This window comes from Streptomyces sp. NPDC044921 (assembly GCF_056432865.1).
This window is the reverse complement of record NZ_JBWKIF010000036.1, coordinates 20380-42711: the sequence shown is the minus strand read 5'-3', so window position 1 is coordinate 42711 and position 22332 is coordinate 20380. Positions and strand designations below refer to the sequence as shown.

20 protein-coding genes and 5 pseudogenes are annotated in these 22332 nt (G+C 67.7%); 13 read left to right on the top strand and 12 right to left on the bottom strand.

The features are described from left to right. Positions 1 to 380: 380 nt before the first annotated feature. Entirely contained in the window at positions 381 to 869 is a 489-nt protein-coding gene (locus AC07DA_RS35035) for a hypothetical protein (RefSeq protein WP_479132283.1), read from the bottom strand. Positions 870 to 1154: 285 nt separating this feature from the next. Between AC07DA_RS35035 and AC07DA_RS35030 the strand changes: the two are divergent. Together AC07DA_RS35030 and AC07DA_RS35025 are read left to right on the top strand one after the other, a co-directional pair. Then, positions 1155 to 1325, top strand: a pseudogene (locus AC07DA_RS35030) (transposase domain-containing protein); the annotation flags it as partial. A gap of 390 nt (positions 1326 to 1715) precedes the next feature. After that, the gene (locus AC07DA_RS35025) at positions 1716 to 3200 is read left to right on the top strand and encodes a molybdopterin-dependent oxidoreductase (RefSeq protein WP_479132282.1); all 1485 of its coding nucleotides are present in this window, start codon (positions 1716 to 1718) and stop codon (positions 3198 to 3200) included. Positions 3201 to 3243: 43 nt separating this feature from the next. Here AC07DA_RS35025 and AC07DA_RS35020 read toward each other — a convergent pair whose 3' ends face one another. Both AC07DA_RS35020 and AC07DA_RS35015 read right to left on the bottom strand, forming a co-directional pair. Continuing rightward, the gene (locus AC07DA_RS35020; protein ID WP_479132281.1) at positions 3244 to 4332 is read right to left on the bottom strand and encodes a hypothetical protein; all 1089 of its coding nucleotides are present in this window, start codon (positions 4330 to 4332) and stop codon (positions 3244 to 3246) included. A 92-nt stretch (positions 4333 to 4424) separates the two neighbouring features. Next, the gene (locus tag AC07DA_RS35015; RefSeq protein ID WP_479132280.1) at positions 4425 to 4865 is read right to left on the bottom strand and encodes a hypothetical protein; all 441 of its coding nucleotides are present in this window, start codon (positions 4863 to 4865) and stop codon (positions 4425 to 4427) included. Positions 4866 to 4899: 34 nt separating this feature from the next. On the opposite strand from AC07DA_RS35015, the gene AC07DA_RS35010 reads away from it, so the two are divergent. Next, positions 4900 to 5136 (top strand): hypothetical protein, encoded by a 237-nt coding sequence (locus tag AC07DA_RS35010; RefSeq protein ID WP_479132279.1) that lies wholly within the window; start codon positions 4900 to 4902, stop codon positions 5134 to 5136. A 537-nt stretch (positions 5137 to 5673) separates the two neighbouring features. Here the strand turns inward: AC07DA_RS35010 and AC07DA_RS35005 are convergent. Continuing rightward, positions 5674 to 7035: a hypothetical protein gene (locus AC07DA_RS35005; protein ID WP_479132278.1), complete on the bottom strand. Its 1362-nt coding sequence runs from the start codon at positions 7033 to 7035 to the stop codon at positions 5674 to 5676. Then, positions 7032 to 7673 carry an SMI1/KNR4 family protein gene (locus AC07DA_RS35000; RefSeq protein ID WP_479132277.1) on the bottom strand — a complete coding sequence of 214 codons (642 nt, stop codon included), beginning with the start codon at positions 7671 to 7673 and terminating at the stop codon, positions 7032 to 7034. Before AC07DA_RS35000 ends, AC07DA_RS35005 begins: the two co-directional genes overlap by 4 nt. 269 nt (positions 7674 to 7942) lie before the next feature. Here AC07DA_RS35000 and AC07DA_RS34995 point away from each other — a divergent pair, with 269 nt between their 5' ends. Continuing rightward, positions 7943 to 8503, top strand: coding sequence for a transposase (locus AC07DA_RS34995; RefSeq protein WP_479132276.1), 561 nt, complete (start codon positions 7943 to 7945; stop codon positions 8501 to 8503). A 223-nt stretch (positions 8504 to 8726) separates the two neighbouring features. Then, positions 8727 to 9665, top strand: a complete 939-nt coding sequence (locus AC07DA_RS34990; RefSeq protein WP_479132275.1) for a VOC family protein — start codon at positions 8727 to 8729, stop codon at positions 9663 to 9665. Positions 9666 to 10734: 1069 nt separating this feature from the next. Here AC07DA_RS34990 and AC07DA_RS34985 read toward each other — a convergent pair. Next, positions 10735 to 10806: pseudogene (locus tag AC07DA_RS34985) on the bottom strand (TetR/AcrR family transcriptional regulator); the annotation flags it as partial. 393 nt (positions 10807 to 11199) lie between these two features. Here AC07DA_RS34985 and AC07DA_RS34980 point away from each other — a divergent pair. Both AC07DA_RS34980 and AC07DA_RS34975 read left to right on the top strand, forming a co-directional pair. After that, on the top strand, positions 11200 to 11910 hold the full coding sequence (locus tag AC07DA_RS34980; RefSeq protein WP_479132274.1) for an HAD family hydrolase: 711 nt from the start codon (positions 11200 to 11202) through the stop codon (positions 11908 to 11910). Positions 11911 to 12391: 481 nt separating this feature from the next. Next, on the top strand, positions 12392 to 12727 hold the full coding sequence (locus AC07DA_RS34975) for an ankyrin repeat domain-containing protein (RefSeq protein ID WP_479132290.1): 336 nt from the start codon (positions 12392 to 12394) through the stop codon (positions 12725 to 12727). Here AC07DA_RS34975 and AC07DA_RS34970 read toward each other — a convergent pair. Further along, positions 12699 to 13342: pseudogene (locus AC07DA_RS34970) on the bottom strand (transposase). The gene AC07DA_RS34975 and the pseudogene AC07DA_RS34970 overlap by 29 nt on opposite strands. A 168-nt stretch (positions 13343 to 13510) precedes the next feature. Beyond that, positions 13511 to 13644: pseudogene (locus tag AC07DA_RS34965) on the bottom strand (transposase); the annotation flags it as partial. A gap of 704 nt (positions 13645 to 14348) precedes the next feature. On the opposite strand from AC07DA_RS34965, the gene AC07DA_RS34960 reads away from it, so the two are divergent. Further along, positions 14349 to 14552, top strand: coding sequence for a cold-shock protein (locus AC07DA_RS34960; RefSeq protein WP_003973099.1), 204 nt, complete (start codon positions 14349 to 14351; stop codon positions 14550 to 14552). Positions 14553 to 14697: 145 nt separating this feature from the next. Beyond that, a complete protein-coding gene (locus tag AC07DA_RS34955; RefSeq protein WP_479132273.1) occupies positions 14698 to 15006 on the top strand; it encodes an SCO5918 family protein in 309 nt (102 codons plus the stop codon). A 160-nt stretch (positions 15007 to 15166) separates the two neighbouring features. On the opposite strand, the pseudogene AC07DA_RS34950 reads toward AC07DA_RS34955, so the two are convergent. The 3 genes and pseudogenes from AC07DA_RS34950 to AC07DA_RS34940 all read right to left on the bottom strand — a co-directional run. After that, a pseudogene (locus tag AC07DA_RS34950) lies at positions 15167 to 15286 on the bottom strand (hemolysin III family protein); the annotation flags it as partial. 1220 nt (positions 15287 to 16506) lie between these two features. After that, positions 16507 to 16650 (bottom strand): hypothetical protein, encoded by a 144-nt coding sequence (locus AC07DA_RS34945; protein WP_479132272.1) that lies wholly within the window; start codon positions 16648 to 16650, stop codon positions 16507 to 16509. Between the two features lie 5 nt (positions 16651 to 16655). After that, positions 16656 to 17039 (bottom strand): hypothetical protein, encoded by a 384-nt coding sequence (locus tag AC07DA_RS34940; RefSeq protein ID WP_479132271.1) that lies wholly within the window; start codon positions 17037 to 17039, stop codon positions 16656 to 16658. A 149-nt stretch (positions 17040 to 17188) separates the two neighbouring features. Between AC07DA_RS34940 and AC07DA_RS34935 the strand changes: the two genes are divergently transcribed. The 4 genes from AC07DA_RS34935 (at position 17189) to AC07DA_RS34920 (ending at position 21055) form a co-directional block, all read left to right on the top strand. Next, positions 17189 to 17437, top strand: a complete 249-nt coding sequence (locus AC07DA_RS34935) for a hypothetical protein (protein ID WP_479132270.1) — start codon at positions 17189 to 17191, stop codon at positions 17435 to 17437. A 900-nt stretch (positions 17438 to 18337) separates the two neighbouring features. After that, positions 18338 to 18523, top strand: coding sequence for a hypothetical protein (locus AC07DA_RS34930; protein WP_479132269.1), 186 nt, complete (start codon positions 18338 to 18340; stop codon positions 18521 to 18523). Positions 18524 to 18660: 137 nt separating this feature from the next. After that, a complete protein-coding gene (locus AC07DA_RS34925) occupies positions 18661 to 18903 on the top strand; it encodes a hypothetical protein (protein WP_479132268.1) in 243 nt (80 codons plus the stop codon). Continuing rightward, positions 18863 to 21055: an ABC transporter substrate-binding protein gene (locus tag AC07DA_RS34920; protein ID WP_479132267.1), complete on the top strand. Its 2193-nt coding sequence runs from the start codon at positions 18863 to 18865 to the stop codon at positions 21053 to 21055. Before AC07DA_RS34925 ends, AC07DA_RS34920 begins: the two co-directional genes overlap by 41 nt. Before the next feature lie 411 nt (positions 21056 to 21466). Here AC07DA_RS34920 and AC07DA_RS34915 read toward each other — a convergent pair whose 3' ends face one another. Continuing rightward, positions 21467 to 22198: a hypothetical protein gene (locus AC07DA_RS34915; protein ID WP_479132266.1), complete on the bottom strand. Its 732-nt coding sequence runs from the start codon at positions 22196 to 22198 to the stop codon at positions 21467 to 21469. Between the last annotated feature and the right edge of the window lie 134 nt (positions 22199 to 22332).

The following is a 22332-nucleotide window of genomic DNA, read 5'->3' as shown; positions in this document are numbered from 1 at the left end:
TCTCGCCCTCTCCGTGGGCGCAGAGTCGGATGCCGCTTCGACTCCCCGGCCGGCTCGACGTTCCGACGTTCCGGGAGTACGCCCTCGCCCCTTACGACCGTGTCCTCGCATTGGATGTACACGTCGGCCTCGATCAGTTGGACGCTTCCTACCAGGACATCGCACGAACCCTAGCTCTGGTCGTCGGATGAACTTCGGCCAGAGGAAGCAGCTTTGGGACCTCCTGGCACACGGCAACGCACTACTTCCAGTGCGGCTTCGAGACACCCGGTTGTGCCGTCGTTCCCGGGGGAAGCTCGCTGCAGCGTTCTTCCGGCCCGGCAGTCGGGTGGGGGCGACGGCCGGGAGGAAGCCCGGCGCGGCGCCCCCTGCCACGCCGGTCAGCGGATGACGTCGATCTCGAAATTGACCGTCGTGTCAGAACGGGTGATCTCGGCTTCGCCTCGTGCTTCGCGGTAGGCGTGGGTTCCTCCGGTCACGGCCGAGACGCCGCTGAACGGCCCCCTACCGAAGCGGTCCATCATGGCGCTGAGGGCCAGTGCTCCTTCGTCGGTGCGCAGCAGGGCCTGGCACTGGACGAGGGCTCCGTCGTGCCGGACATGGGCGGCACTACAGCGGGCGCTGCCTTCGCCGATCTTGCTGCCGGGCTTGCCGCCGCGGTTTTGATGCAAGTGCAGGTAGACCGTCCAGCTGTCACCGACACGTGGGTGCTGGGGCTGGGTGTCGTGCTGCTCGATACCGATCCAGTTGAGCGTCTTGGACGTGGTGTTCGTCTGCTCGGGGGTGAAGGTGAAGGCGGTGGCGGCCAGAGCTGCCGCCGCGGCGGCAGCCGTCACAGCGGTGGTGCGCCAGGAGAGTGAGCGGAACATGTGAGCCTCCGATGAGCGGGGCCTGCCACGGATCATGGCACGTCAGGGCCCGCCCTCAGCACAGCGCTGCAGGACGCCCCCGGCAACGCGGGGAGGGTCCTCTCTACTTCCCCGGAGCGACGAATCACTCGCCAAGCCCCATGTCCGCGCCGCGCGGCGCGGGGACCGCAGCACCGCTGCGCAGGCGCTGCGCCTCGGAAAGCATCCTCTGGGTGCCGCTTGCAGCCCATGCTCGCCCCGGTGAGCGCCTGACGATATCGCTGAAGTTCCCACTTCGCCGCGCCGTTGGCCAGCGCGTGGAGGGATGGGGGCCGGGGTGCCGGTCGCATAGGGATTTTGACCAAGGTGTTCACGCCGGAACTTGTCGACGCAACCGTCGCCAAGCACGGACGGGGTGAGCTGCGGCGCCGGCTGCTCCCGGCCCGGCTTGTCGTGTACTTCGTGCTCGCGTTATGCCTGTTCGCTATTGGCGCTGGGGGCGACCTTTCCTTTCGCACGATCAGCCGCATCCCCTTGGGCCAGCCTTGGAGGCGGTCACCGTCGAGCTCGGCCGCCCCGGCGCCGTCGCGCACCCTGCGCGTCACCGCCGCCCCGGTCGCGCCAACGGCTCCACGCCCGATGCCAGCCGCTGAACGACTGATTGCTAGGCGTGCCCGTGTGCCCAGTTAGTAAAGCAACTGCATTGTCCCCCACATGCGCCCTCCGAGTCGCTGTGGGGCGCCGCCCGTGTCACAGTGGTGACGAGACGCGGCAGGCGACCGGGGAAACGGACCAGGGCGGCGGGGGCCTCGAGTGCGTACGGCCACGTCCGCGACCGTCACCGGCTCTTCGCGAGGACCATACGTCATGGACACCGCCCTGGACTATCCCGGCTGGCTGCGCGCCACACATTTCCTCAACTTCCTTTTCCTCACCTTGCTCGTCCGCAGTGGGCTCCAGATTCTCAGTGCCTCACCCCGTCTCTACCTCAACGACCACTGCCGGCCGGGCAGCGAGGTCCTGAAGTTCAGCCGCCGCGAAGTACCCAAGGACAGACTGTGGACGGCATCGGACCTGGAGGAGACCTGGTCACCCGTCATCGCCCTGCCCGGCCGGCCCCACGGCCTCGGGCTGGGACGGCACTGGCACTTCGCCGCCGTGGTGGGCTGGATTCTCACCGGAGCCGTCTACCTCGTCCTGTTGTTCGCCGCGGACGAGTGGCGCCGCCTCGTCCCGACGAGCTGGGGCATCGTCCCCGACGCGCTGCGCGCCCTGGGGGGTTATCTGACGTTCGACCCGCCGGCCGAGGGCGGTGCCTACAACGCGCTGCAGCAGCTCAGCTACTTCGTTGTCGTGTTCATGGTCGCCCCCTTGCAGATCGTCACCGGGGCGGCGATGTCACCGGCGATCGACGCGCGCTACCCGCGCTACGTGCGGCTGCTTGGGGGCAGGCAGCGCGCCCGGTTCCTGCACTTCCTCCTCATGGCTCTTTTCTGCCTCTTCCTGGTGGTGCACGTCGCGGTTGTCGCGGCGCACGGGCTCGGGCGGGAACTGGCCAAGATCGTGCTCGGCTCTGTGACGGCAGATCACACCCTGGCGCTGACGCTCGCCGGTGTGGGCGTCCTGGGCGTGATCGTCCTCAACGTGCTGGCCACGCTGGTGTCCGTACGCCACCCCAAGACCACCCGGCGTGCTCTGGGCACCCTCATCGCACCCCTCGAACTGGGCCTGACGCGCACCATGCGCCCTTCACTGCGCAAGCGCACCATCCCCGTGTCCGAGTACCACTGGGTCAACGGCCGTCCCCCCGCCGACGACTCCTACCTGCGCTCGGCGGCTAACGGCTTCACTGACTGGAGGCTGAGCGTGGAGGGCCTCGTGGCCAGACCGTGCTCGTTCGGCCTTGACGAGCTGCGCGCTATGCCCGCCGTGCAGCGTCGCAGTCTGCACCACTGCATCCAGGGCTGGTCCTCCATCGCCGACTGGCGGGGCGTCCCGGTCAAGGAGGTCCTGGAGCGCTGCGAGCTGCTGCCCGAAGCCCGCTTCGCCGTCTTCTGGGGCATGGACGACAAGTCCCGCACGGACACCTTCGGGCACGGCCTGTTCTACGAAGCGGTACGCCTGGACATCTTGCGAGACGGCGGCGCTTTCCTCGCGTACGAGATGAACGGCGAATCGCTGCCGGTCGAGCACGGTGCCCCGCTGCGGCTGCGTCTGGAGAACCAGCTCGGTTTCAAGATGGTCAAGTGGCTGGCCCGCATCGAGATCGTCGCCGACATCCGCGACATCGGAGAGGGGCACGGCGGCTGGCGGGAGGATCAGCAGGAGTTCGAGAACATCGTGGCCATCTGAGGCGGGGAGGGATCAGCCGAGGGTGATCACCGTCTTGGCGTCGTCAGCGTGATGGCGCCGGTTGGCGTTGACCGAGCCAACCACGACATTGTTCTCCAGCGCACCACTCACGGTTTTCCGTCCCGCTGTCCACGCTGAGTCGGCATCCGGCCCGGTGACACGGGCCGCCGTGCGGCAGCCGTAGACCGCGGGACAGCAGCAGGGAATTCCAGACCACCACGATGATCACGAAGTAGAGGCAGAAGTAGACGTAGTCGATGTAGGTGATTCCATGGGAGCCGGTCTCCTGTCGCGCGGTGTTGTGGTCAACGGTGAGGACCAGCAGCGTCGCCGCCGCGAACTCCACCATCGTCAATCCGTCGAATCCGGAGAGCGGGAACCGCCGGATGTTCTTCGTCGTGACGAACAGGGAGGCGAAGACGAGGACGGCGATGAAGGCCAGGGGGACGATCCGCCCGAAGAGCGGGGAGACGAACTCCCGGGCCATGTGCATGTTGAAGTAAAGCTCCGGATCAACCTGGCGGCGGAACTCGCGGCCTTGTCCGAAGTTGGCCGAATAGGGCGGAGTATCGAAACTGAAGGACGTGGTCTTGACGGCCCAGTTACCGGGGACGAAGTTCGCGTCCAGGCCGTAGGCGGCAGGGCCGTGCCACGGTGGGTAAGCTGCGAAGTCCGGGACGAGCTGTGCCCTGTGTTCGAAGTCGGGGTGCCACATGCGGAGCCAGACGTCCTGTTCGTCCAGGGGGTAGGTGCGGTAGTCGAACACCTGCCGGAGCTTGACGTTGAAATACCAGCCGATGACGTGTTCGCCGTCGCGGTGGATGTCGTAGACCTTGTCGGGTTCGTAGGAGTCGTCCGCCTCCGGCAGGACGACGCCGCGCTGGATCCCGGCCGGCACGGAGTCGGCGTACCGCTGCCAGATGTATCCGCACACCTCGACGTCGTAGGGCCCCGTGAAGCGCAGGGTTTGGATGAACACGCCGGTCGGAATGCGTACGCGGTGGGCGGGCGCATGGCGGGCCAGGTAAGCGTTATTCTCGGGCGCGTTGGTGACCGCTGTGCCACGGGTGAGACCGTGTGGCGTGTCGGTCACCGTCGCGAACCAGATCGGGACGGTGCCGGTCAGCAGCACGGTGGCGGTCCAGCCGCTGGCCAGTCGCAACCGGGGGTGGGGATTTCGACGTCGGGGTGTCGACGGTACCCGTCGCTGACGGCTGCGGTGGTTTAGGACATGACGGCCAGGATGGTGTCGCTGTAGGTGCGGTCGCTGTCGGCGGTCAGCTGGGCGACCATGCGCAGGATAGTGGCGGTGCTGGCCACGCATCCGTCGTCGGGGTCGGTGCCGGGGTTGTCGCCGGTCTGGCCGAGCCAGAAGTCGGCTGTCTGATGGTCGCCGCGGGCCCGGTGATGCAGGGCCAGGCAGTAGCCGGCGGTGATGAAGTCGGTTATCTGAGGTGTGCTGGCGTGGGTCACAGCGACCTCACACAGGGAACGCAGGTGCTCGGCAGCGGTGTCGTCGGCGAGGGTCTCTTCGGCGAGGATCCAGGATTCGTCGGGCGGGGAGGTGTCCTCGGAAGGGGTGCCAAGGCAGGGGATGGTGTCGGCAGGGATGCGGGGGTTCTTCAGCAGGGCTGAGCGAGCGAGGAGGTCGTCGATGGCACTCATGTCGGGAGGATCACTCCCGGGCTGTGGGACGGTGGTGGAGCAGTTCGAGGGCTCCTCGTGCATGGTGATCGAGGGTGTGGACGTGGGCCGGGTACAGGCCGGTGGCCTGATGGACCTCGTCGGGGGTGAACTCGCACGGGTAGCGCAGGACGACGACGTCGAACTGGTCGGGCGGCGGATGGCTGATCGTGTCGAAGAAGTCGGCGACTTCGCTGATCTCGACGAACCGGGGCCACCGGGTCCTCGATCCGGCTCTGGGCGACGGTCATGAACGCGGCCAGGCGCAAGTCGAGGCGGCCGTCGGGGTGCCGTCTGACGCGCAGCGTGACCCGGGAGCGCAGCAGCCGCCAGGCGTAGCGGGGGAGGGTGGGGCCGGCTGCCGCTTCTGCTTCGTCCCAGCCGGTCCACAGGATGTCGAAGACCTCGGCCACAAGTAGTGCTCCATCTACTCGATGAAGCCGCGGTGTTCCACGGGCCGCTCCTCGGGCCCCAGCGGCCGGACGGCCGCGATGCGTGGGTGGTCCACGTGGTGGATTTGGCGGCCTCGTAGGCGCCGGCGGTCCACAGGCGGCACAGGGGCCAGGGCGGCAGGCCCAGGGCGTGGATGACGCTGTAGGTGAGTTCCCAGCTGGGGCAGTACTCGATGTCGCGCAGGAGAGCGGAGATGCGGGTCTTGGAGAAGCCGGTGACCCGTGCGAGCTCGCCGGGGGTGGCCTGATGAGCGGATACTTGATGGCGCAGGCGCTCCGGCAGTAGTCGAGTCGGCGTTGCAGGCAAACTGGGCGAGTCCGCAGGAGAGGGCAGGGGCCTAAGTTCCAACGGGCGGCTCCGGGAGAGCCCGGACTGTCCCGTCGGATGCGACGTACGCCCTCTCACCGGTCCGCGACGAGGTGACGAGGACGGCGCCCTCCTCCGGTAGCGCGGTGACGGGGAACAGAGGGTGGGAGTCACCGAAGGCGGGCGGTCCTTCCAGGAACCGCCGGCCTTGCTCGGCGAGCTGCCGCTGCCGCGGCGTCAGCGCGGCCCAGGAGAGCCGTACCCGCAGCCACGCCGGCTGCCTGCCGGGCTCGCGGGGGAACCGCGCCAGATCCCGCTCGTACGCCTCCGGGACGACAGGAGGCAGGAAGCGCGGCTCGTGGTCATGGTCGAAGGCGGCCTCGGCGAGGTCGCCGGGGGTGACGGTGAGCCGCACGGTGAACCACGTCCCGGAGCCAGGGATGTACATGGCGGCGCGCAGTTCGGCGAGGGCTTCCTCGAACGCCGCTGTCGTCGCCACGGCCGCCGGCACGGGTGTTCCACTGTGCTCGGCCAGGCAGTGAGTCTGCGTACGGCCGTCCACCACGGAGGCGGTGAACCGGATGCGGTCCCACTCCCCCGGCTGGGCCGCGGCCAGCTCCGTCGCCAGCGTCTCGGTCAGCCGGTCCGGCACCGTGTACGGAGGCCGGGGCACGGGCCCGGGTACCGTCGCCGTCCCGGCCGGACGAAACTGCTCAAGGGGCGTACGGCGCCCGGAGCGGAAGACTTCGATCGCCTCGTGCGGCGATGCGGCCGAGCCGGCGAACAGCACGGTCTCGTCCGCGGCGACGTACACGCTCCCCCCGCCGCGCACGCGGTGGGCGACCACCACCGCGTCGTCCTCGGGCAGCGCGGTGACGGCGAGCGGCACGTCGCCGCCTGCGGCCCGCCGCAGGAGCGCACGGCCGAGGCCGGCGAGCCGCCGCTGCCGCGGGCCGAGCGCGGTGTCGGCGAGTCGTTCCCGCAGCCACGAGGGCTGCTTGTCGGCGTCGCGCGGGAACCGGGCCAGGTCGCGCGCGTACGCCTCCGGTCCCGGCGGGACCGGGAAGCCGGGTTCGTCGTCGTAGGAGAAGTCCGTGATGAAGCAGCCGGCCGCGGTGATCGTGAGCCTCATCGTGAACCAGGTGCCGGCTCCGGGGGTATGCATGGCGGCGCGCAGTTCTGCGAGCGAGTCGGCCGGTGGGCGGGGCGCGGGCGTGATCCGCTCGACCGTCCCTCCGTCGCGCACCACCCGGCACCGGGCGGCCGTGTACCGGTCCACCACGGACGTCTCGAACTCGACGCGCTCCCACTCGCCCGGCACCGCCGCCGCCAGCTCCGTCGCCACCGTCCCGATCAGCCGCGCCTGAGCGGGGAGCGGTGGTTCGCCCGTCATCGGGGGTCCTCCGTGCGGACGGTCCGTGCGCGTGGTGCGGGCGTCAGCCCGTCCTCGGGGCGGACGTACTCTGGCAGCTCCCAGCGCAGACCGCCGTCTTGGGTCAGGTAAGGAGCGGCAAGGCCCACCGTGCCGCCGTGCTCCAGCACGCCGGCGACCGCGGTCAGGTAGGCGCCGAGCGAGGGCCAGGTGTCGTGGAGTCCGCTTTCGTCGTGGTGGACGGTGCCGACTTGGCCGTACGTCTCACCGGGGCGCAGATCGACGACCTGGGCGTCGCCGTCGCTCTCCGCCCACGGTATCCACAGCGGGTGCCAGTCCGGTCCGTCCCCGTCTAGCGGGTGGTCCTGCCGTTCGGACCACTTCAGCAACGCCATACGCCTGCGCCGAAGTTCCACTATTTCGGCCACGGAGAGCGGCGGCTTCTCCGGCAGCGTCGTCCAGCCCTCCGCACCGTCGTGGCAGGCGAGGGAGTCCAGCAGGTCCTGTGGGAAGCGCAGCCCCATCTCCCGCTGCGCCCGCTCGACGTCGGCGGGGTCCGCGGGCGGGGAGAGTTCGGCGAAGGTCCGGGGCGCGTGGGCCGCGAGCCAGGTGTCGATACGGCTCCAGGCCGCACGCACGACCGACGAGTGATCTGTCATGGCCGGTATTGTCTCCCGGCCCACTGACAACCGGCCGACGCGGCGTCAGGCGCCGCCCCCGGCGAACCGTTCCCCCGGCTTCCGCTTCACCGCGTGCCTGGTCGTGCGCCCCGCCTCGAACAACGCCCGCGTGCCCTGGTCGGCCATCGAGCGGTCGTGTGGAACTGGTGGCGAGTGGGATCCGTCAGCCGTGCGTGATCAAGCGGAGGGCACCGCTGGTAGGGGGCGCCGGGGCTGTTGCTGGCGTGCTTCTTGGCACCGTGAGGCCGATGTCGGACGGTGGTGTCGGTGATCTCCTGTCCCGGCGTTCACCGTCATCTGCGAGCCCCAGCGCCTGTCTGATCGACAACCAGAGCGTCGAACCCTCCGCCACCGGCCAATTGAGCAGCCAAGGCATCGACCCGGCCAAGAAGATCATCGGCCGCAAGCGGCACATCGTCATCGGCATACTCAGCGTCATGCCGGCCGTGGCCATTACCGCCGCCAGCATCCATGACCCCGTCGCCGACACCCGACTGCCGACCAAAGTCCGCAAGAGCCACCCCACCATCACCGAAGTTCGAGCCGACAACGGCTACAAGACCAAAGCCGTCGAACACGCAGTCCACCTCGGCATGGACCTCAAAATCGCCCAACGCGACCCCACCACACGCGGCTTCCACGTCCAGCCCCGCCGCTGGGTCATCGAACGCAATCTCGGCTGGCTCATGCTCCTCCGCCGTCCGGCCCGCGACTACGAACCCCCACCCTCACCGCTCCACCGCCATCAACCTCATGACCCGCCGCCCCACCGACGAAGGCACCACCAACCGGCGCCACAGCTGAGCTAAACGAAACAGACAACCGAGAACCAAGCGCTCGCCAAAGCAGCCCTGACGCGTGCGAATTCCTCATGGTTCTCCCATCCTCACGGTCCGCTGCCATGAGGGTCGCGCAGGACAGGACTGGGTGCCCATGGCCTGTTACGTCCTGACTCCGGTGGCAGCGGCAGTGGTAGTGGTGGAAGACCGGTCGGTCCCTGCCCGGTGCCCACGTCTGTCACCTGGAGGAACATTGTCCTCGGTACAGCTCACACATCTGCGCCATGTCGACCTGGCGATTCCCGACCACGACCGGCAGCTCGCCTTCTACACCGACGTCTGGGGCCTGACCCGGACCGCCGACGACACGGGCGTCTCCTTCCTGGCGGCGGAAGGGTCACCCGAGCAGTACGTGGTCCGGCTGCGCGGAGCCGATGAAAAGCGCCTGGACCTGCTCTCCTTCGGTATCCCGACTCGGCGGGACGCCGACGTGCTGGCCCAGCGGCTGGCGGGCGCCGGTGTACGGCTAATCTGTGAACCGGGCGCCTTGCCGACCCCGGGGGGTGGCTACGGTTTCCGCTTCTTCGACGTGGACGGCCGTACCGTCGAGGTGTCCTCCGACGTGGCGCCGCGCCGGCACCGGCGGATCGAGGCCCGGGAACCCGTGCCGGTGCGCTTGTCGCATGTGGTTCTCAACGCGCCGGACATCGGGCGCACCCGGGCCTGGTACGAGCGGCATCTCGGCTTCCGGCTCACCGACACGATGCGCTCACCGCAGAACGGTGACCTCATGCACTTCCTGCGGATCAATTCCCACCACCACTCGGTAGCGTTCTCCAGAGGACCCCACACGTCCCTGCACCACATATCCTTCGAGCTGCGTGGCCTGGACGAGTATCTGCGTGCATCCGGGCGAGCCGTCCGGTCGGGCGCCACCAAACTATGGGGTCCCGGCCGGCACCTCGCGGGCGACAACGCCTTCATGTACTTCCTGGACCCGCACGGCAACACGCTGGAGTACACCACCGAGATGGAACAGGTGGAGGAGGACACCTGGCATCCCCATGTCTACGACGCCTCACAGGCACAGGTGACCGACCAGTGGGGCACGGCCAACTCCTGGGACGAGCTGGTGGCCAAGGAGTCGTTCAACGATCCGGACCGCGGCTGTTTCATCGCCCCTCCGCTCTGACCCGGGTCACGGCCCGCAGCGTCGAGAAGCACCACCCGGGCCGAGCGCTGGTGCTCGTCCCCTCGCGGGTCCTGCTCACCCAGACCGAGGCAGCGCGGCGCGAGGCAGGCAGCACGACCCGAGATTCGGGATGCCGTTCCTGCGGGAGGACAGGACAACTCCCAACGCCACGGGTCATCGAGGATGATACGCACGGGCCATTCGGCGCCCGCTGCTACACGCTGACGCTGTTGGAGGCGATCGATCGGCACATCTGTACGCCGCACCACGTGGTGGGCCTGGACAGCACCGACACGCAGCTCCAGCCTCGGAGCTCCATGGCCGCTCGGACCAGGTCCGCCGGGGGCCGGCCCGGCGCGCTCCAGACCGCAATGCTCAAGGCGTGTCGGATGAGAGTTTGGCCGTCGTGATCACGGGGGGTCTGGTAGTTGCGCACCGCATGCGTCTCCTACCCCTGCGAGCCTTGGCCGGCAGCCCGCGCTCAGCCGATGCGGGTGGTCTCCCTCCACACGACTTGGGCGAAGAATCCCGTCTCCTTGCCGTAACCAGGGCGTGCGTAGTCGTACCGGCGGCTCTCGTTGTACCAGCCGGTAACCACAGCCTTGCAGGTAGCTACCCACCCGGACACAGTAGTGACGGGCCAGTAATGGTCTCTCCGTGCTCCCTGTCGCTTCCGGCACAACCTACGCTGAGCCCTTCGCCCGTGGAGATCCGGTCGACGCGGCTCTTTGCGTAGTCGACGACTTTGGGGTCGATCTTCAGCGCCGGAACACCGCGCCGGGCCCGGTCGGTGTTGTGTGTCGTGAGGCAGTCCTGCCGGAAGGCGTCGTCCATCCGCAGCGGCAGCGGAGGGCGGGCCCAGGCCGGGCCGACTGCAGCCGCGAGCGTTGCGAGGGCTGCCGCGAACGCCATCACGGCATGTCGCCGGAGTCGGACCATGCCGTCTCTCTGTCCTTCGGTCACTACCACTCGGTATAACGCCGGGAGACCGCAGAGGACTCCGAGCCCGGCGTTCCCCCTCAAAAGCTCTGCCAAAAACCCCTATGTCGTTGACGCTGGTGGTCCCCTACCCCCGTTCAGCGAACAGTTGGGCAGCAGCTTCCAGCAGTGATCTGCGGGTTACCTTCGCCTGTTCCTGCATCGTTCCGTCCACCCTTGCTCTGTTCTCACGCCGGCCGCGAATTTTGTGCGCCAGCGTACGCCCGGAGCCCAAAGGGGCACTTTCGTACGGTAATTACGCACTCCTTTCGAATACCAACGCGTACGAGTTGCAACGGACGCAAGGCGCACCGGCTTCGCGCGACCAAGCGCGCAGGACAAGTGACGCGCGAGAACGCGGTGTTGACAGTCTCGCCGCTGCGTCGCGGCTGCCGACACCACACGGCCATACGCCTGTTTCCGACACCCGTCGAGTCACCAAAAAGGATTATTGCCCGATTCCCCTGGACGGAAATAACGTAGCGGAAGCTATCTTTCCGTTTCCTGCGGATGCGGAAATGCCGCATGCGTACATGCGAAGAAATGGGAGGCCCAAGTGACCACCTCGGACCACGATCTGCTCGACTGGTCACCGGAAGCCGTCGTCTTCGACTGCGACGGCACCCTGATGGACAGCGAACGCCACTGGCAGGAGGCGCGCAGCCGGGCCTTCCGTGAGCACGGACTCCAGCCACCGCCCGGGTTCGCGGAGCAGGCCGTTGGCCTGCACTACGAGGACTGCGGCCGGCTCATGGCGCAATCTGTGCACAAACCCGAACTGACCGAGGACCTGACAGCCGCGCTTCTCGACCACTTCCTGGCACTCGTCACCGACGAACCGGTGACGATGCCAGGTGCCGTTCGGCTCGTACGGCTGCTTTCCGGCCGGTTACCGCTGGCAGTGGCCAGCAACTGCCCAAGAGTCGTGGTCGAAGGCAGCCTGGAACGGGCCGGGCTGCTCGCGCACTTCCGGCACCTCGTCGTCCCCGACGCCGGGGACCGCGTGCGTCCCAAGCCGCACCCTGACGTGTACGCCGTGGCGGCCAGGCTGTGCGGTGTCTGCCCGTACCGGGCGCTGGCGGTGGAGGACTCCCTGACCGGTGTGGAAGCGGCCCGCCGGGCTGGCCTGCGGGTCTTGGGCGTCGGTCCCCGGCCGCAGGGTGACGGCGCCACCCGGGCCGATGGGTGGTTACCGGCGCTGGACGCTCCGGAACTGCTGGCCTGGGCCCACGCGCTTGGCCGCCCGCGGGGCACGCGAGGACCTTAGAGCCCGCCGAGGTCGGTGCCAGCGCGGTAGCGGCGTACTTGGTAGTCGTCCAGCCCGCACTCCTGCTTTGCGCTCCCGATGCACTGCCCGATGACCCGCCCGCTGCCCCCGCGACGCGGATCAGATCGTCAAAAGTCGTCCCTGGACGAGGCCGAACGGCCGACCCGGTCAAGAATGGACGGACGCACAAGCCAGAGCCCTCGCCTTCTGCGCCGCCCCCACAGGCTCACAGCGCTCGCAAGCCAGCCGCAAGTGGGCACAGCGCTCGGGTAGGCGAAGGCCGCACTGTGCCGATTACCGTGGTGACGAGGGCTCTGTCAAGGTCTCGCACACCCCATGGGCTGTGACCGAACCCGCTTCCCCCGCAGCGCCCAACCTGACCCGCCTGCCGTGGCCAGGGCGCTAACAGCCCATCTCAATTGGTGATCAGAGGCTGTGACAAGTGCTGGCCAGGCTCGTGCAGCGACGGTTGAATGCCGCCGTGGAGAACAACTGGACACCGGCCCACCAAGCGGTGGAGAACGAGGACGCAGAGACCCTGGCTCAGCTGCTGGCCTGGGGCGGCGACCCCAATGAGGTCTGCGGCAACATGACGCTCCTGACGCACGCCATCGACGCTGAAGGCGATGGCGCCTTGCAGAGCGGCAGCCCACTGACCGTGCACACCACCGCAGTGCTCTTGGCCTTCGGCGCTGACCCGCAGCTTCCGGGGCCCGACGGGCAAGCTCCCATGGACCTCGCCGCGCACTACGGCCATGACCTGGCCGTCAAGCTGCTGCAGCAGCACATCAGCAGGTCAGGCGGCGCAGGCAAATGATGGTGCAGGCGATGCTGGTGAACGCGAGGAAGCGTTCGGCCTTGCGTTCGTAGCGGCCATGGAGGCGGCGGCAGCCGGCCAGCCAAGCGACAGTCCGTTCAACGACCCAACGGTGGCGGCCCAACCGTTGGGAACTGTCCATTCCCTTACGGGCGATCCGGTGCCGGATGCCACGACCCGACAACCATCGACGCAGGTGAGCGTAGTCGTATCCCTTGTCGGCGTGCAGTTTTGCCGGTCTGCGACGCCGAGGTCCTCGACGGGAGCGAATTGGAGGGATGCCCTTCGCATGTTGACGGAATCGATCGCGCAGCGGGACCAGTCCAGTTCGCCGCGGGAGCCTAGTTCGTCGAGGACCAGGCGGCGCAGCTTGGCCCACACCCTGGCCTGAATCCACTCGGCGAACCGGCGGTGAGCTGTTGCCCCTGATGGCCCGAACGAAGCAATGGGGAGTTGCCGCCCCGTGCAGCCCGAAGTCGCCACGAACACGATCGCAGCCAGAACCTCACGATCACCGTGTCGACGCCGACCGCCGCCTTGAGGCCGAGTTGGCGCCTCTGGCACCACTCGCTGGAACAGTGCCCGCAACTCGTCCGGTACCAGCCGCTCAACGATCCTCACCACGTCCAGCAGCCTACCCAGCCAAATGAGATGACCTGTAAAGCGAGTCACCGGTTTGAGCGAGCATCTGCGGGTCAGCCATGTGCTCCTGGCACCATCCCGACGAACTCCACGGCACCTGGTCGGGGAACCTGTCCGCCGCCGGCAGCACCAATTGCGCATCATGCCCTCAAGGACCTTGTCGGTGATCGCAGAGACGGCTGCCGGGAGGCCTCGGCGCCATAGATCTCCGCCAGATAGGCCTGGACCTCGCCGGTGGTTAGGCTCTTCTCGGCCAGCGCGATGACCATCTCGTCACTCCACGACGAACGGTCGCTTCACCCCGCCGTTACCTCTCCAACGGGAGCACGCCCTCTGCACCGACACCCCGACCGTCCTGCCCGCCACAACAGACGACTGATCGCCTACACCACGAGAGGGACATGACCGCAGTATCGCGGCGGAGGCCTGCTCCAGCCGTTCATGCGCGGTCGAGAAGACGCCGCAGCGGAAGGGCGGTACGACAGCGCGCAGCCCGGACGACGGACTGAAGTCGAATGGACACTGCTGCGGATCGAGAACACCGCCAGCCAGCCGGCCGACGGCTGGACGTGGAGGCAGGGCAGCATCCGATGGAAGGGATCGATCTGGGGTCGACGCTGGCGGTGTCGGTCTTCGACGGCGTGATGGGCCCGGATCGCGCAAGCGCGGCACGCAGAATGTGACATCGCGCGGACGGGTCAATATCTGTGCCCGTCGGCTGAAATTTCAACGGAGCTTGCGGATAGATTCTCTTTCGCGTTAAGCAGGGTGGCATTGCTCACCGCACACTGGCTGCTGCGGCGTGCTACTGTCGGTCTCAGTTGCAGTTGTGGTTCCCGAACTTCAAGTGCTCCGGTCGGCTCTGTTCACTGGAAGCACTTTTGCATTTCCGGCTTTTTCCGGACGGGGTGATCATCGCGGCGACACGAGGTTCGCACGGTGCGAATCTTGTATGCACTGCCCCAAAGGAGAAAATGACATGGCTGCTGGTACCGTTAAGTGGTTCAACGCGGAAAAGGGCTTCGGCTTCATCGAGCAGGACGGTGGCGGCGCTGACGTGTTCGCCCACTACTCGAACATCGCCGCCCAGGGCTTCCGCGAGCTGCTGGAGGGCCAGAAGGTGAACTTCGACATCGCGCAAGGCCAGAAGGGCCCGACGGCCGAGAACATCGTTCCCGCGTGACGCTGACTGTCACATGATTGCAGCTGGGGCCCGCATCCCTCGGGGTGCGGGCCCCAGCTACATGCATCCCTGGGCATCCTCGCCCTCTCTCACTGAACCGCTCGACGGCGGTCAGCCCCGTTTCCCGTTCTGCCTGTGAGGCATCATGCGCTGTGTCATTGCCCGCTTCCCGTTCGACCTGACCAAGAGCGGCGTGCTGGAATCGATGAAGGGCATCAAACCCGAACCGGTCACCGGCGAGTCCGTGATCATCGGACGACGTCACTACCCCGTCAAGCAGGTCGGCCAGGTTGTCACCCGCCAGGACCGTCGCGATTTCAGCACCGGCGAGGTCCTGAGGGCCATGACCCTGCTCGGCTTCACCTGCCGCACCCTCCGCGAGGCCGCCCCCGCGCGCATCGAAAGCCCGTTGCAGCGGGCTTCCGCGATGTTCGGCGCCCCCCTGTCCGCCTGACCGGCGCGACAGGCGCGGACCACCAGAACATTGTGAGGGCCCGACCGGCGCGCCGGTCGGGCCCTCACCGCATGCCGCATGCCCCGATCGGTGCGCGAATAGGGCGACAGCGCCGTGATGACGGAGTGAATCCTGCTACTGGGTCAGTAGACGGCGGAAAGATGGCGATGTAGTGCGCAGTGAAGGCTGCCACGGTCAGAGCGTGGAAAACTTCGTGGAAATCGAACCAGCGGGGCGCGGGGTTGGGAAGCTGAACCGCGTACACCACCGCTCCCGTGCTGCGGTTTACGTAAGCGGAGGGCAGGAAGCCGACCGGGCCGCCTTCACGTGACCATCTCAGGCACATCGTCGTTGGACGGTATCCCCCCGGCACCAAGGCCCCGAAAACCTCGACGGCAGGCGCGGGGCCTGCCGGGTGGATCGACCGGGTGGCTGGGCGGCGGCCGCCGTTCGGGACGGCGGCCGCGTGCCCCTTCCAGGTGGTTCTCCCCCCGACGAGCCTCGGGAGCACTCCCTCCAGGCAGCCGGGCATGGAACTCTGCCCGGCCTCGAAGTCCCCCCGAGGGACAGGCCGGGGCTATGGGCGCTTCCGCGGGAAAGGAAGGCGAGCCCGGCGCTCATGGGGTGCGCCGCGGGCTCACTCTGCTGCGGGATAGGCCCTCCACGACGCGCTGGAGGACTGCCCCCACCCTAGTGGCCCGGCCGCGCAGCCCACGCCCGGCATGTGTTACGCGACGACGCGAAGAGCGGCGTATCGGTGACCGGAACAGGGTTCGGCCGGCCCGTCGAGCGCCACCGCGGCGATGGTCCGCCTCCTGAACGCCTCCTCGGCGCGTCGGCTGCATGGGAGCAGGGGGCGGAGATCGCCGGCACCCGGGAATGGCCTGTGCTTTTCTCGCATCGCTGCAGAGTGTGCGTGGTCGGGAGGTGCCGGCACAGCTGTCCGACACCGTGCAGCGCTGTGCCCGCACCGCGTGGTCAGCGGCCGGGGCAGGGGGAGCGGCGGGTGAGAACCGCCCACTCCTCTTCCGGTCGGCCGGGTACGTGCCTGCCCGTCGTTGGCCCCGCGTGCGGCGAGCGCGGTGAGAATCGGCTCCAGCTCCGGCCTGGGGGGAACATCGGTACAGCGGTTATCGGTGAGATTGGTCATGATCCCGGGGTCCCCGACTCGGCACTTGTCCGTGGCCTTCGCGTGGTCCCGCGGCAGCGCCTGTGTGGCCGGCCACGGAGCAGCGCCGCGTTCCTCCTTTCTGTGTGGCTGGGCGGCCCGCGATGATCGAAGCGCGGCCGTACGGCACCGTGCTGCGCCGCCCATGGATGAGGAGACTCGATATGGCCACTGGCACGGTGAAGTGGTGCAACGCTTCAGGGACGCGCACAGGCCGGGCACGCGTCCGAGTGGATCTCGCGGGATGCGGATCAGGCGGACGACAGCGGCGCGGATCGCGTCGTACGCCGGGTCGTCGACCAAATGCGGGTCAGCGGTGAGCGCGTCCATCTTCACCGCCCAACGACGGCCTTGCTGCTCGAGGCGACGAACACCGCGTGCCGCTGCTTGGTCTGTTTGTACGCGGCGTTGAACGCGTCGACGGCGGTGGCGACGGAAATCTGGTTTGCGGCGCACGGGGTGGGCAGCGGCTGCATGCCAGTCATCGTGTCAGGACGATGCCGGTGTGGCGTGGGTGTTGACGTGGCGCGTGTCCTTCGCAGGTGCGGTACGACACGTGCCTTGGTTCGGCGTCTCCCGAGTCCCGGGTGTCGATCTCCACCAGGTCGGCCAGGAACCCGGCCGTGCCCGGGAAGCTGTCCGGAGCGACCACCGCAGGGCGTGGCAGGCGGAGGAGGGTGGCGAGGTCGGGGTCGGGGAACAGCGGCAGCTGGTGCAGCGGCTGGGCAGGCAAGCTTGCCGTCGGCGGAGCCGCCCGGCAGTTCAGGACGGCCACCTGGTACGTGAAGCGGATTTTGCGGCGCGGGTGCGTCTTTCGCGCGCCGCGGCTGCTTCCACTCCCCAGCCGCCCGCCCGGCAGGCGCATGCCGTCTCTTCGACCGGGTGGCCTATTGCGTGGTTGTCCCGGCCCGGGAAAGGGGTACTCAGCGCTCCGGCACCGGTCAAGCAGTCCGGTGCTCATCAGCACGAACAGCCAACGGGAGGCGTTGTTTCATGCCGAAGGTTCAGCAGCCTGTGACCGATGACAGCATCAAGGTCCGCCAGCTCAGCCACTACCAGTTCAGCTGGGTCGCCGGCGAACCGGGCCGACGCGGCACTTTCACCCTGCAGCTCGTCCTGGACGAAGGCGCCTGGGAAGAAGTCCTGACCGTGGACGCCGAGGACGCCGACGTCCTGCAGGACCTGCTGGAGAACACCAAGACCGTCCACTACGACGTCTCCCGCCGCACCCTGATGTTCGGCGTCACCCCCGCGGGCAGCTGACACGCTGACCGGCTTCGCTCAGAACAGCAGCCAGTCTGCCGGTCCGGTACATACCGCGCCTGCCACACACGTCGTTGCGGCAGGCGCGCGTGTTCTGCCGGGTGCGATACGGCACCGGGCAGGCAGCTCTGGCGCAGCAAAGCGAACAACCGCCCAGAAGCCGGGCCACAGACTGATTCCCCGGCGGACAACCACGCCGCTCCAGCCGGACGTCGCTCACCGCGACCAGTGCCGGCGCGCCGCCCACCTCGGCCACAGCGATCGACCACCGAGCCAGCCTCGCAACAGCTCCCCCGCGCCGCCGAACTGACAGGCATGCACCAGCCCCTCTGGCGGTCCCGGAGCAAGGAGCGGCGCCCACCGTGCAGCTTCTGCTGCCACTACCAGCAGCGCACACCCGACACACCGATCCTGACCGCGGTGCGACAGGGCATCGGCGACCTGGGGACGACGGCACGCCGTGCTCATCGTGGTCACGGGTCCTCGGACCTCGGACGGTGGGACGGCCCAGGTCACCGCTTGGGCCCGAAGACCGGTCCCGGGCCCTCGAGCCACAGAATGCGGGACCTCGGCCGACAGGCGACAGCGGAACCCCGGCAGGACGCCACCTGGTGGCCGTGCGAGCCGCGGTCGACGATGTCCCGAAGGAATCACGGACGGGGTGGGATATGTAGCTGGGAGCGTTCTTCAGCAACGGCGACAGCTGGACCGAGTCATGGGTGCTCGACGTGGAGCCGATTCACTGCGGTTCGGCCCTCCCGGCGGTCACACCGACCTGGACGCGGCGATCGCGCTGACCCAGCTCCTGTGTAGCGACTTCTCCTCCTACGGGACCGACAGCCGGGACAGGCGCCTGACCAACGACACCGTTGCCCTCGTCATCAAGGCCCACACCGCGCCGTGATCGAGCGTCTCGCCCTCGAGCCGCCGGTGTGGCCGTTCCAGACGTTCGACGGCCCGCGCGGCTTCGGTTCGTACTGGCGTGACATCGACATGAGCGGCAGCTGGAAGGCCCGCCGCGACTGTATGGAGAAGATCCTCGGCCCGACCAGAGACGCGCTGGAGGAACGGCAGGAGCTGGAGTAAGAGAGCCGGTTCCGCGACGGTCCGGCGGGCAACTTCAAGAACCTGATCTCCGCCGCAGACGGCGAGAAGCCCGAGATGGTGCTGCGGGACGCGGTGAACAACAACGTGGAGATCGTCCGCAACGCACACGGTGCCTGGTGTTCACCGATCCGCTGCCGCCGCAGGGGCTCACCTGGCGGCAGATGGTCGCCTGGTGGGGGAAGAACCATCCAAGCGATGCGGACGAGAAGACCGCCGCGAGCCGCCTCTACCGGTCGCTGGACTCCGTGCCCGAGCGGCTGGTGATGCGGACGTACTGCGCCCGCTACGCCGAGGACGGCGGCTTCGTTGGCCCCGGAGATGCCGACAATCGTGCTCCTCGTTCGGATCACGGACGATGAGCCGACGCCAGTGCACGTGGCGGTGGTGACCAGTCTGAGCGGTCCAGGCACCGAGCGCGGCGAGGCGGTGCTCCAAGGGGTCCGCTTCCACGTGGAGCAGATCAACAGCACTGGGGGCGTGGCAGGGCATCCAATCCGGCTTCTGATCCACGATGACAAGGACAACCCTGAAACAGCCAAGCGGGTGGCCGGAGAAATCGTTCGAGATGGGCGCGCGGCGCTGGTCGTCGGTCATACCGTCAGCGCCACCGCGCTCGCTGCGGGGCCTGTCTATGCGAAGGCCGGCATCCCGGCCATCACTCCGACGGCTACGGCGGACGCCATCACGAATGACAACCCGTGGTTCTTCAGAACCACCTTCACCAATGGCTACCAGGGTGCCCACATCGCCGCATACCTCAACAGCGTCGAGGAAGCCAGCACGGCCTCTGTCATTTACACAGAGACGGAGTACGGGCGCACCCTCGGCGACGGTTTCACGCGGGCCTTCGCCGAGAACGGCCAGGTGCAGCGCTCCATTAGCATCGGCGCCACCGGGCAGGCCGGGGCGAGTAAACGCATCGCAGACGCCGTCGCTGCGGTGGCCGGCGACAAGAGGGCCGGCCCGATCCTGCTGGCCATGCACGAGGACGCCGCGCAGCGCACTCTCGCCGCCCTGCGTGATGCCGGTGTCCGCAACACCGTCGTCGGTGGTGACGCGCTGAGCAAGGACTCCTTTGTCACCAGGCTGAAGAGAAGCAGTCAGGAAAAGAAGCGGCCCGGCTCACTCACCCGCAACCTGTATCTGTCCTCCCCTTTGATGGCCGACAGCCTCAGCGGTGAGGCCCTGCGCTGGGCGGAAGCTTTCCGTAACGTACACGGCTCCCTGCCGTCCTGGCCGGCCATGGCCGCGCAGACCTCAATTGACGTGGCAGTCGAGGCCCTCAAACGCTCCCACATGTCTTCGGACCGGCCCGACTTCCGGGGACGCAAGGCCGTCCACCAGGCGCTCACCTCCATGAACAGCCCGCAGCGGGGCGTGAAATGCCTGCACGGCCTGATGTACTTCGATGCCTCTCGCTCCCTTCCGCAGCCGGTGACCATGGGCATCGTGCAAGGGAACAGAGTGGCCTCCGCCCCCATGCAGCTTATGCCGCTGGACACAGCCAGGGACCCGGACGCAGCCGCGCCGGCCGCGGCTGGCCGCTCCGTACACGCCGCGGGCCAGCAGCTTGTCCGCCAGCAGATCGTGTCCACTGGCTTCAACTTCAACGAGGTGTCCGCCCTCGACACCGAAGCCGAAACCTTTGACGCGGACTTCTTCCTGTGGTTCCGCTACCGGGGCAGCGACGATGCGACCGCAGTCCAGTTCGTCAACGCCGCCGATTCCGACGTCGCCCTGGGATCGCCCATCCGGTCCTCGGAGCACGAGGGCATCAAGTACCGCCTCTACCGGGTGAGTGGCACCTTCAAAACCTCCCTCGATTTCCACCAGTTCCCCTTCGACCGGCAGCACCTGACCATCGCCCTGCAAAACCAGAAGCACTCCGCTTCCCAGGTCGTCTACGTCAGCGACCGTAAAGTACTGGAGCAGGACCAGGCAGAGGCACTGCGCAGCGGCAGCGACGTCAACTCCTCCATCGACCGGCTCTCCGGGTGGCAGTCGTCCCGCCTGGATCTGTACAAGGCCACCGTGGGAAGCACCGCCGCGTTGGGCGACCCGGCCATCACCCAGGAGACACCTGGCATCTACTACGGACAGTACGTCGCGGACGTCACCATCCAACGCGACCTCGGATCCTTCCTGCTGAAAAACCTGCTTCCGCTGGTCCTGCTCGCACTGGTCACCTACGTCTCCCTGTTTTTCTCGCGGGACAAGCGGTACACCGGCAACAGAATCACCATGGGCATCACGGCGATCCTCAGCACCGCGGTCCTGCTGACCGCCGTTACCAGCTCCCTGCCGGACGTCGAATACACGGTGGCCATCGAATGGGGCTACTACGCGTTCATCTTGCTGGCCGCCATCTGTGTCCTCGTGGGACTCCTCAGCGGCCGCCTGGTGGAGAAGAACGACGTCGTCGGATGGCGCAACCTCAACATCGCCGCCCGCATCTTCTACCCCGTCTACTGTCTCTCGGTCGTGCTGGCCTTCGTCATCGCCTACAACTGAGCATGTCGGCCGACCTCGTTCGCGTGCCGGTGTTTCGGCGGAACCGACTTCAGGGCGGCGCCGACCCAGCCTGGCGCCGCGCCCGTTCCCTTCGGCATGGGCCTGGCCTCGCGTGGACCCCTGCGGGACATGACATACAAACGCAGGAGGAGCGAATGGCGTCGCTCCATGGCCACAGCTGACGCCCGGCACAAGCCGACGGTCACTTGACCAACAACTTCTGTCAGGGCCTCTCTAGCCCATCCGGCCAGTGGACTCAGCCATGCGCGGGGCACCGGCGCACGGTGCAGCCCTGTCGGCCCGTCCGAACCCGTCGTGGGCCCGGGCACACACGACCGCGCCGGTGGGTACTGCGGTGCCGATACATGTAGTGCTCAACCGTGGGGAGGCAAGGGGTCGTGTGGACAGATGTCAACTATGTGGTGGGGAGTCCCGCTGCTCGCCATGGTTTCCTCCTCGGATGGCCAGGTTGACAGCGGTTCGCAAGTGCTTGGCCTCGCGGGCACCAGCCCACAGTTCGTCGCCGAAGAACTGGCTGGCCGGATAGGGGGCCAGGGCGCAGTGGTAGTGCGGGTGCCATGCGTCGTGCAGCAGGGCGACCCCGGCGGGGGCGAGGAGGCTGAGGGCGACGAGCAGACAGCGTCGGCGCATCCGACCGTCGATGAGGATCACGTCGAAGGTGTGGCCGGTGGTTACGGGGTAGCGGACGTAGGCATCGAGATCGACGCGGCGGCCGGCACGGTGTTCGGGGTCGGCAGGGAGCAGACGGGTGCGGTTCCAGCACACCGCTTCGATCACGTGGCGGCCGTCGCCGGGCGGGCCGTGTGCGTTGTATTCGTCATCAATGCGGCGCACGATGGAGTCGGGACGTTCCAGGACGTGCGGAGCGACGCAACTGTCGAAGAACACACGGTCGTACTCCAGGGACAGCCAGTGGTAGGCGACGTTGTCATTAGCCAGTAGGCGGCTGAATTCGAGGGTGCTGCGCCCCGATCCCCATTCAAGGACGCGGATCGGCTCGGTGGTGTGATCTGCTGCGTGGCGCAGAATGCGCGCGACGTGTTCGCCGTCGGTGACGCTCATCCACGCGTACGGGCTTTCTGCGTCTCGCCAGGCGCCAGGGCGCAGGTCATCAACGCTCATCATGACTCCTTTCTGGCCGGTCGCGGAGGTTGAGGTGGTCGAGGAGCGGTGCTTGGGGCGGTGCGGTGTGCAGGCGTGTCATATGCGGCGTTCGTGCTCCGGTTCGGTCCGGATCGCCGAGAGCCACAACAGGC

Coding starts and splice junctions, on each gene's coding strand:
- AC07DA_RS35035 (WP_479132283.1), bottom strand. CDS start 869: ATGTTCCGCTCACTCTCCTGGCGCACCACCGCTGTGACGGCTGCCGCC.
- AC07DA_RS35025 (WP_479132282.1), top strand. CDS start 1,716: ATGGACACCGCCCTGGACTATCCCGGCTGGCTGCGCGCCACACATTTC.
- AC07DA_RS35015 (WP_479132280.1), bottom strand. CDS start 4,865: ATGAGTGCCATCGACGACCTCCTCGCTCGCTCAGCCCTGCTGAAGAAC.
- AC07DA_RS35005 (WP_479132278.1), bottom strand. CDS start 7,035: ATGACGGGCGAACCACCGCTCCCCGCTCAGGCGCGGCTGATCGGGACG.
- AC07DA_RS35000 (WP_479132277.1), bottom strand. CDS start 7,673: ATGACAGATCACTCGTCGGTCGTGCGTGCGGCCTGGAGCCGTATCGAC.
- AC07DA_RS34995 (WP_479132276.1), top strand. CDS start 7,943: ATGTCGGACGGTGGTGTCGGTGATCTCCTGTCCCGGCGTTCACCGTCA.
- AC07DA_RS34960 (WP_003973099.1), top strand. CDS start 14,349: ATGGCTGCTGGTACCGTTAAGTGGTTCAACGCGGAAAAGGGCTTCGGC.
- AC07DA_RS34955 (WP_479132273.1), top strand. CDS start 14,698: ATGCGCTGTGTCATTGCCCGCTTCCCGTTCGACCTGACCAAGAGCGGC.
- AC07DA_RS34945 (WP_479132272.1), bottom strand. CDS start 16,650: ATGCAGCCGCTGCCCACCCCGTGCGCCGCAAACCAGATTTCCGTCGCC.
- AC07DA_RS34940 (WP_479132271.1), bottom strand. CDS start 17,039: ATGCGCCTGCCGGGCGGGCGGCTGGGGAGTGGAAGCAGCCGCGGCGCG.
- AC07DA_RS34920 (WP_479132267.1), top strand. CDS start 18,863: ATGCCGACAATCGTGCTCCTCGTTCGGATCACGGACGATGAGCCGACG.
- AC07DA_RS34915 (WP_479132266.1), bottom strand. CDS start 22,198: ATGAGCGTTGATGACCTGCGCCCTGGCGCCTGGCGAGACGCAGAAAGC.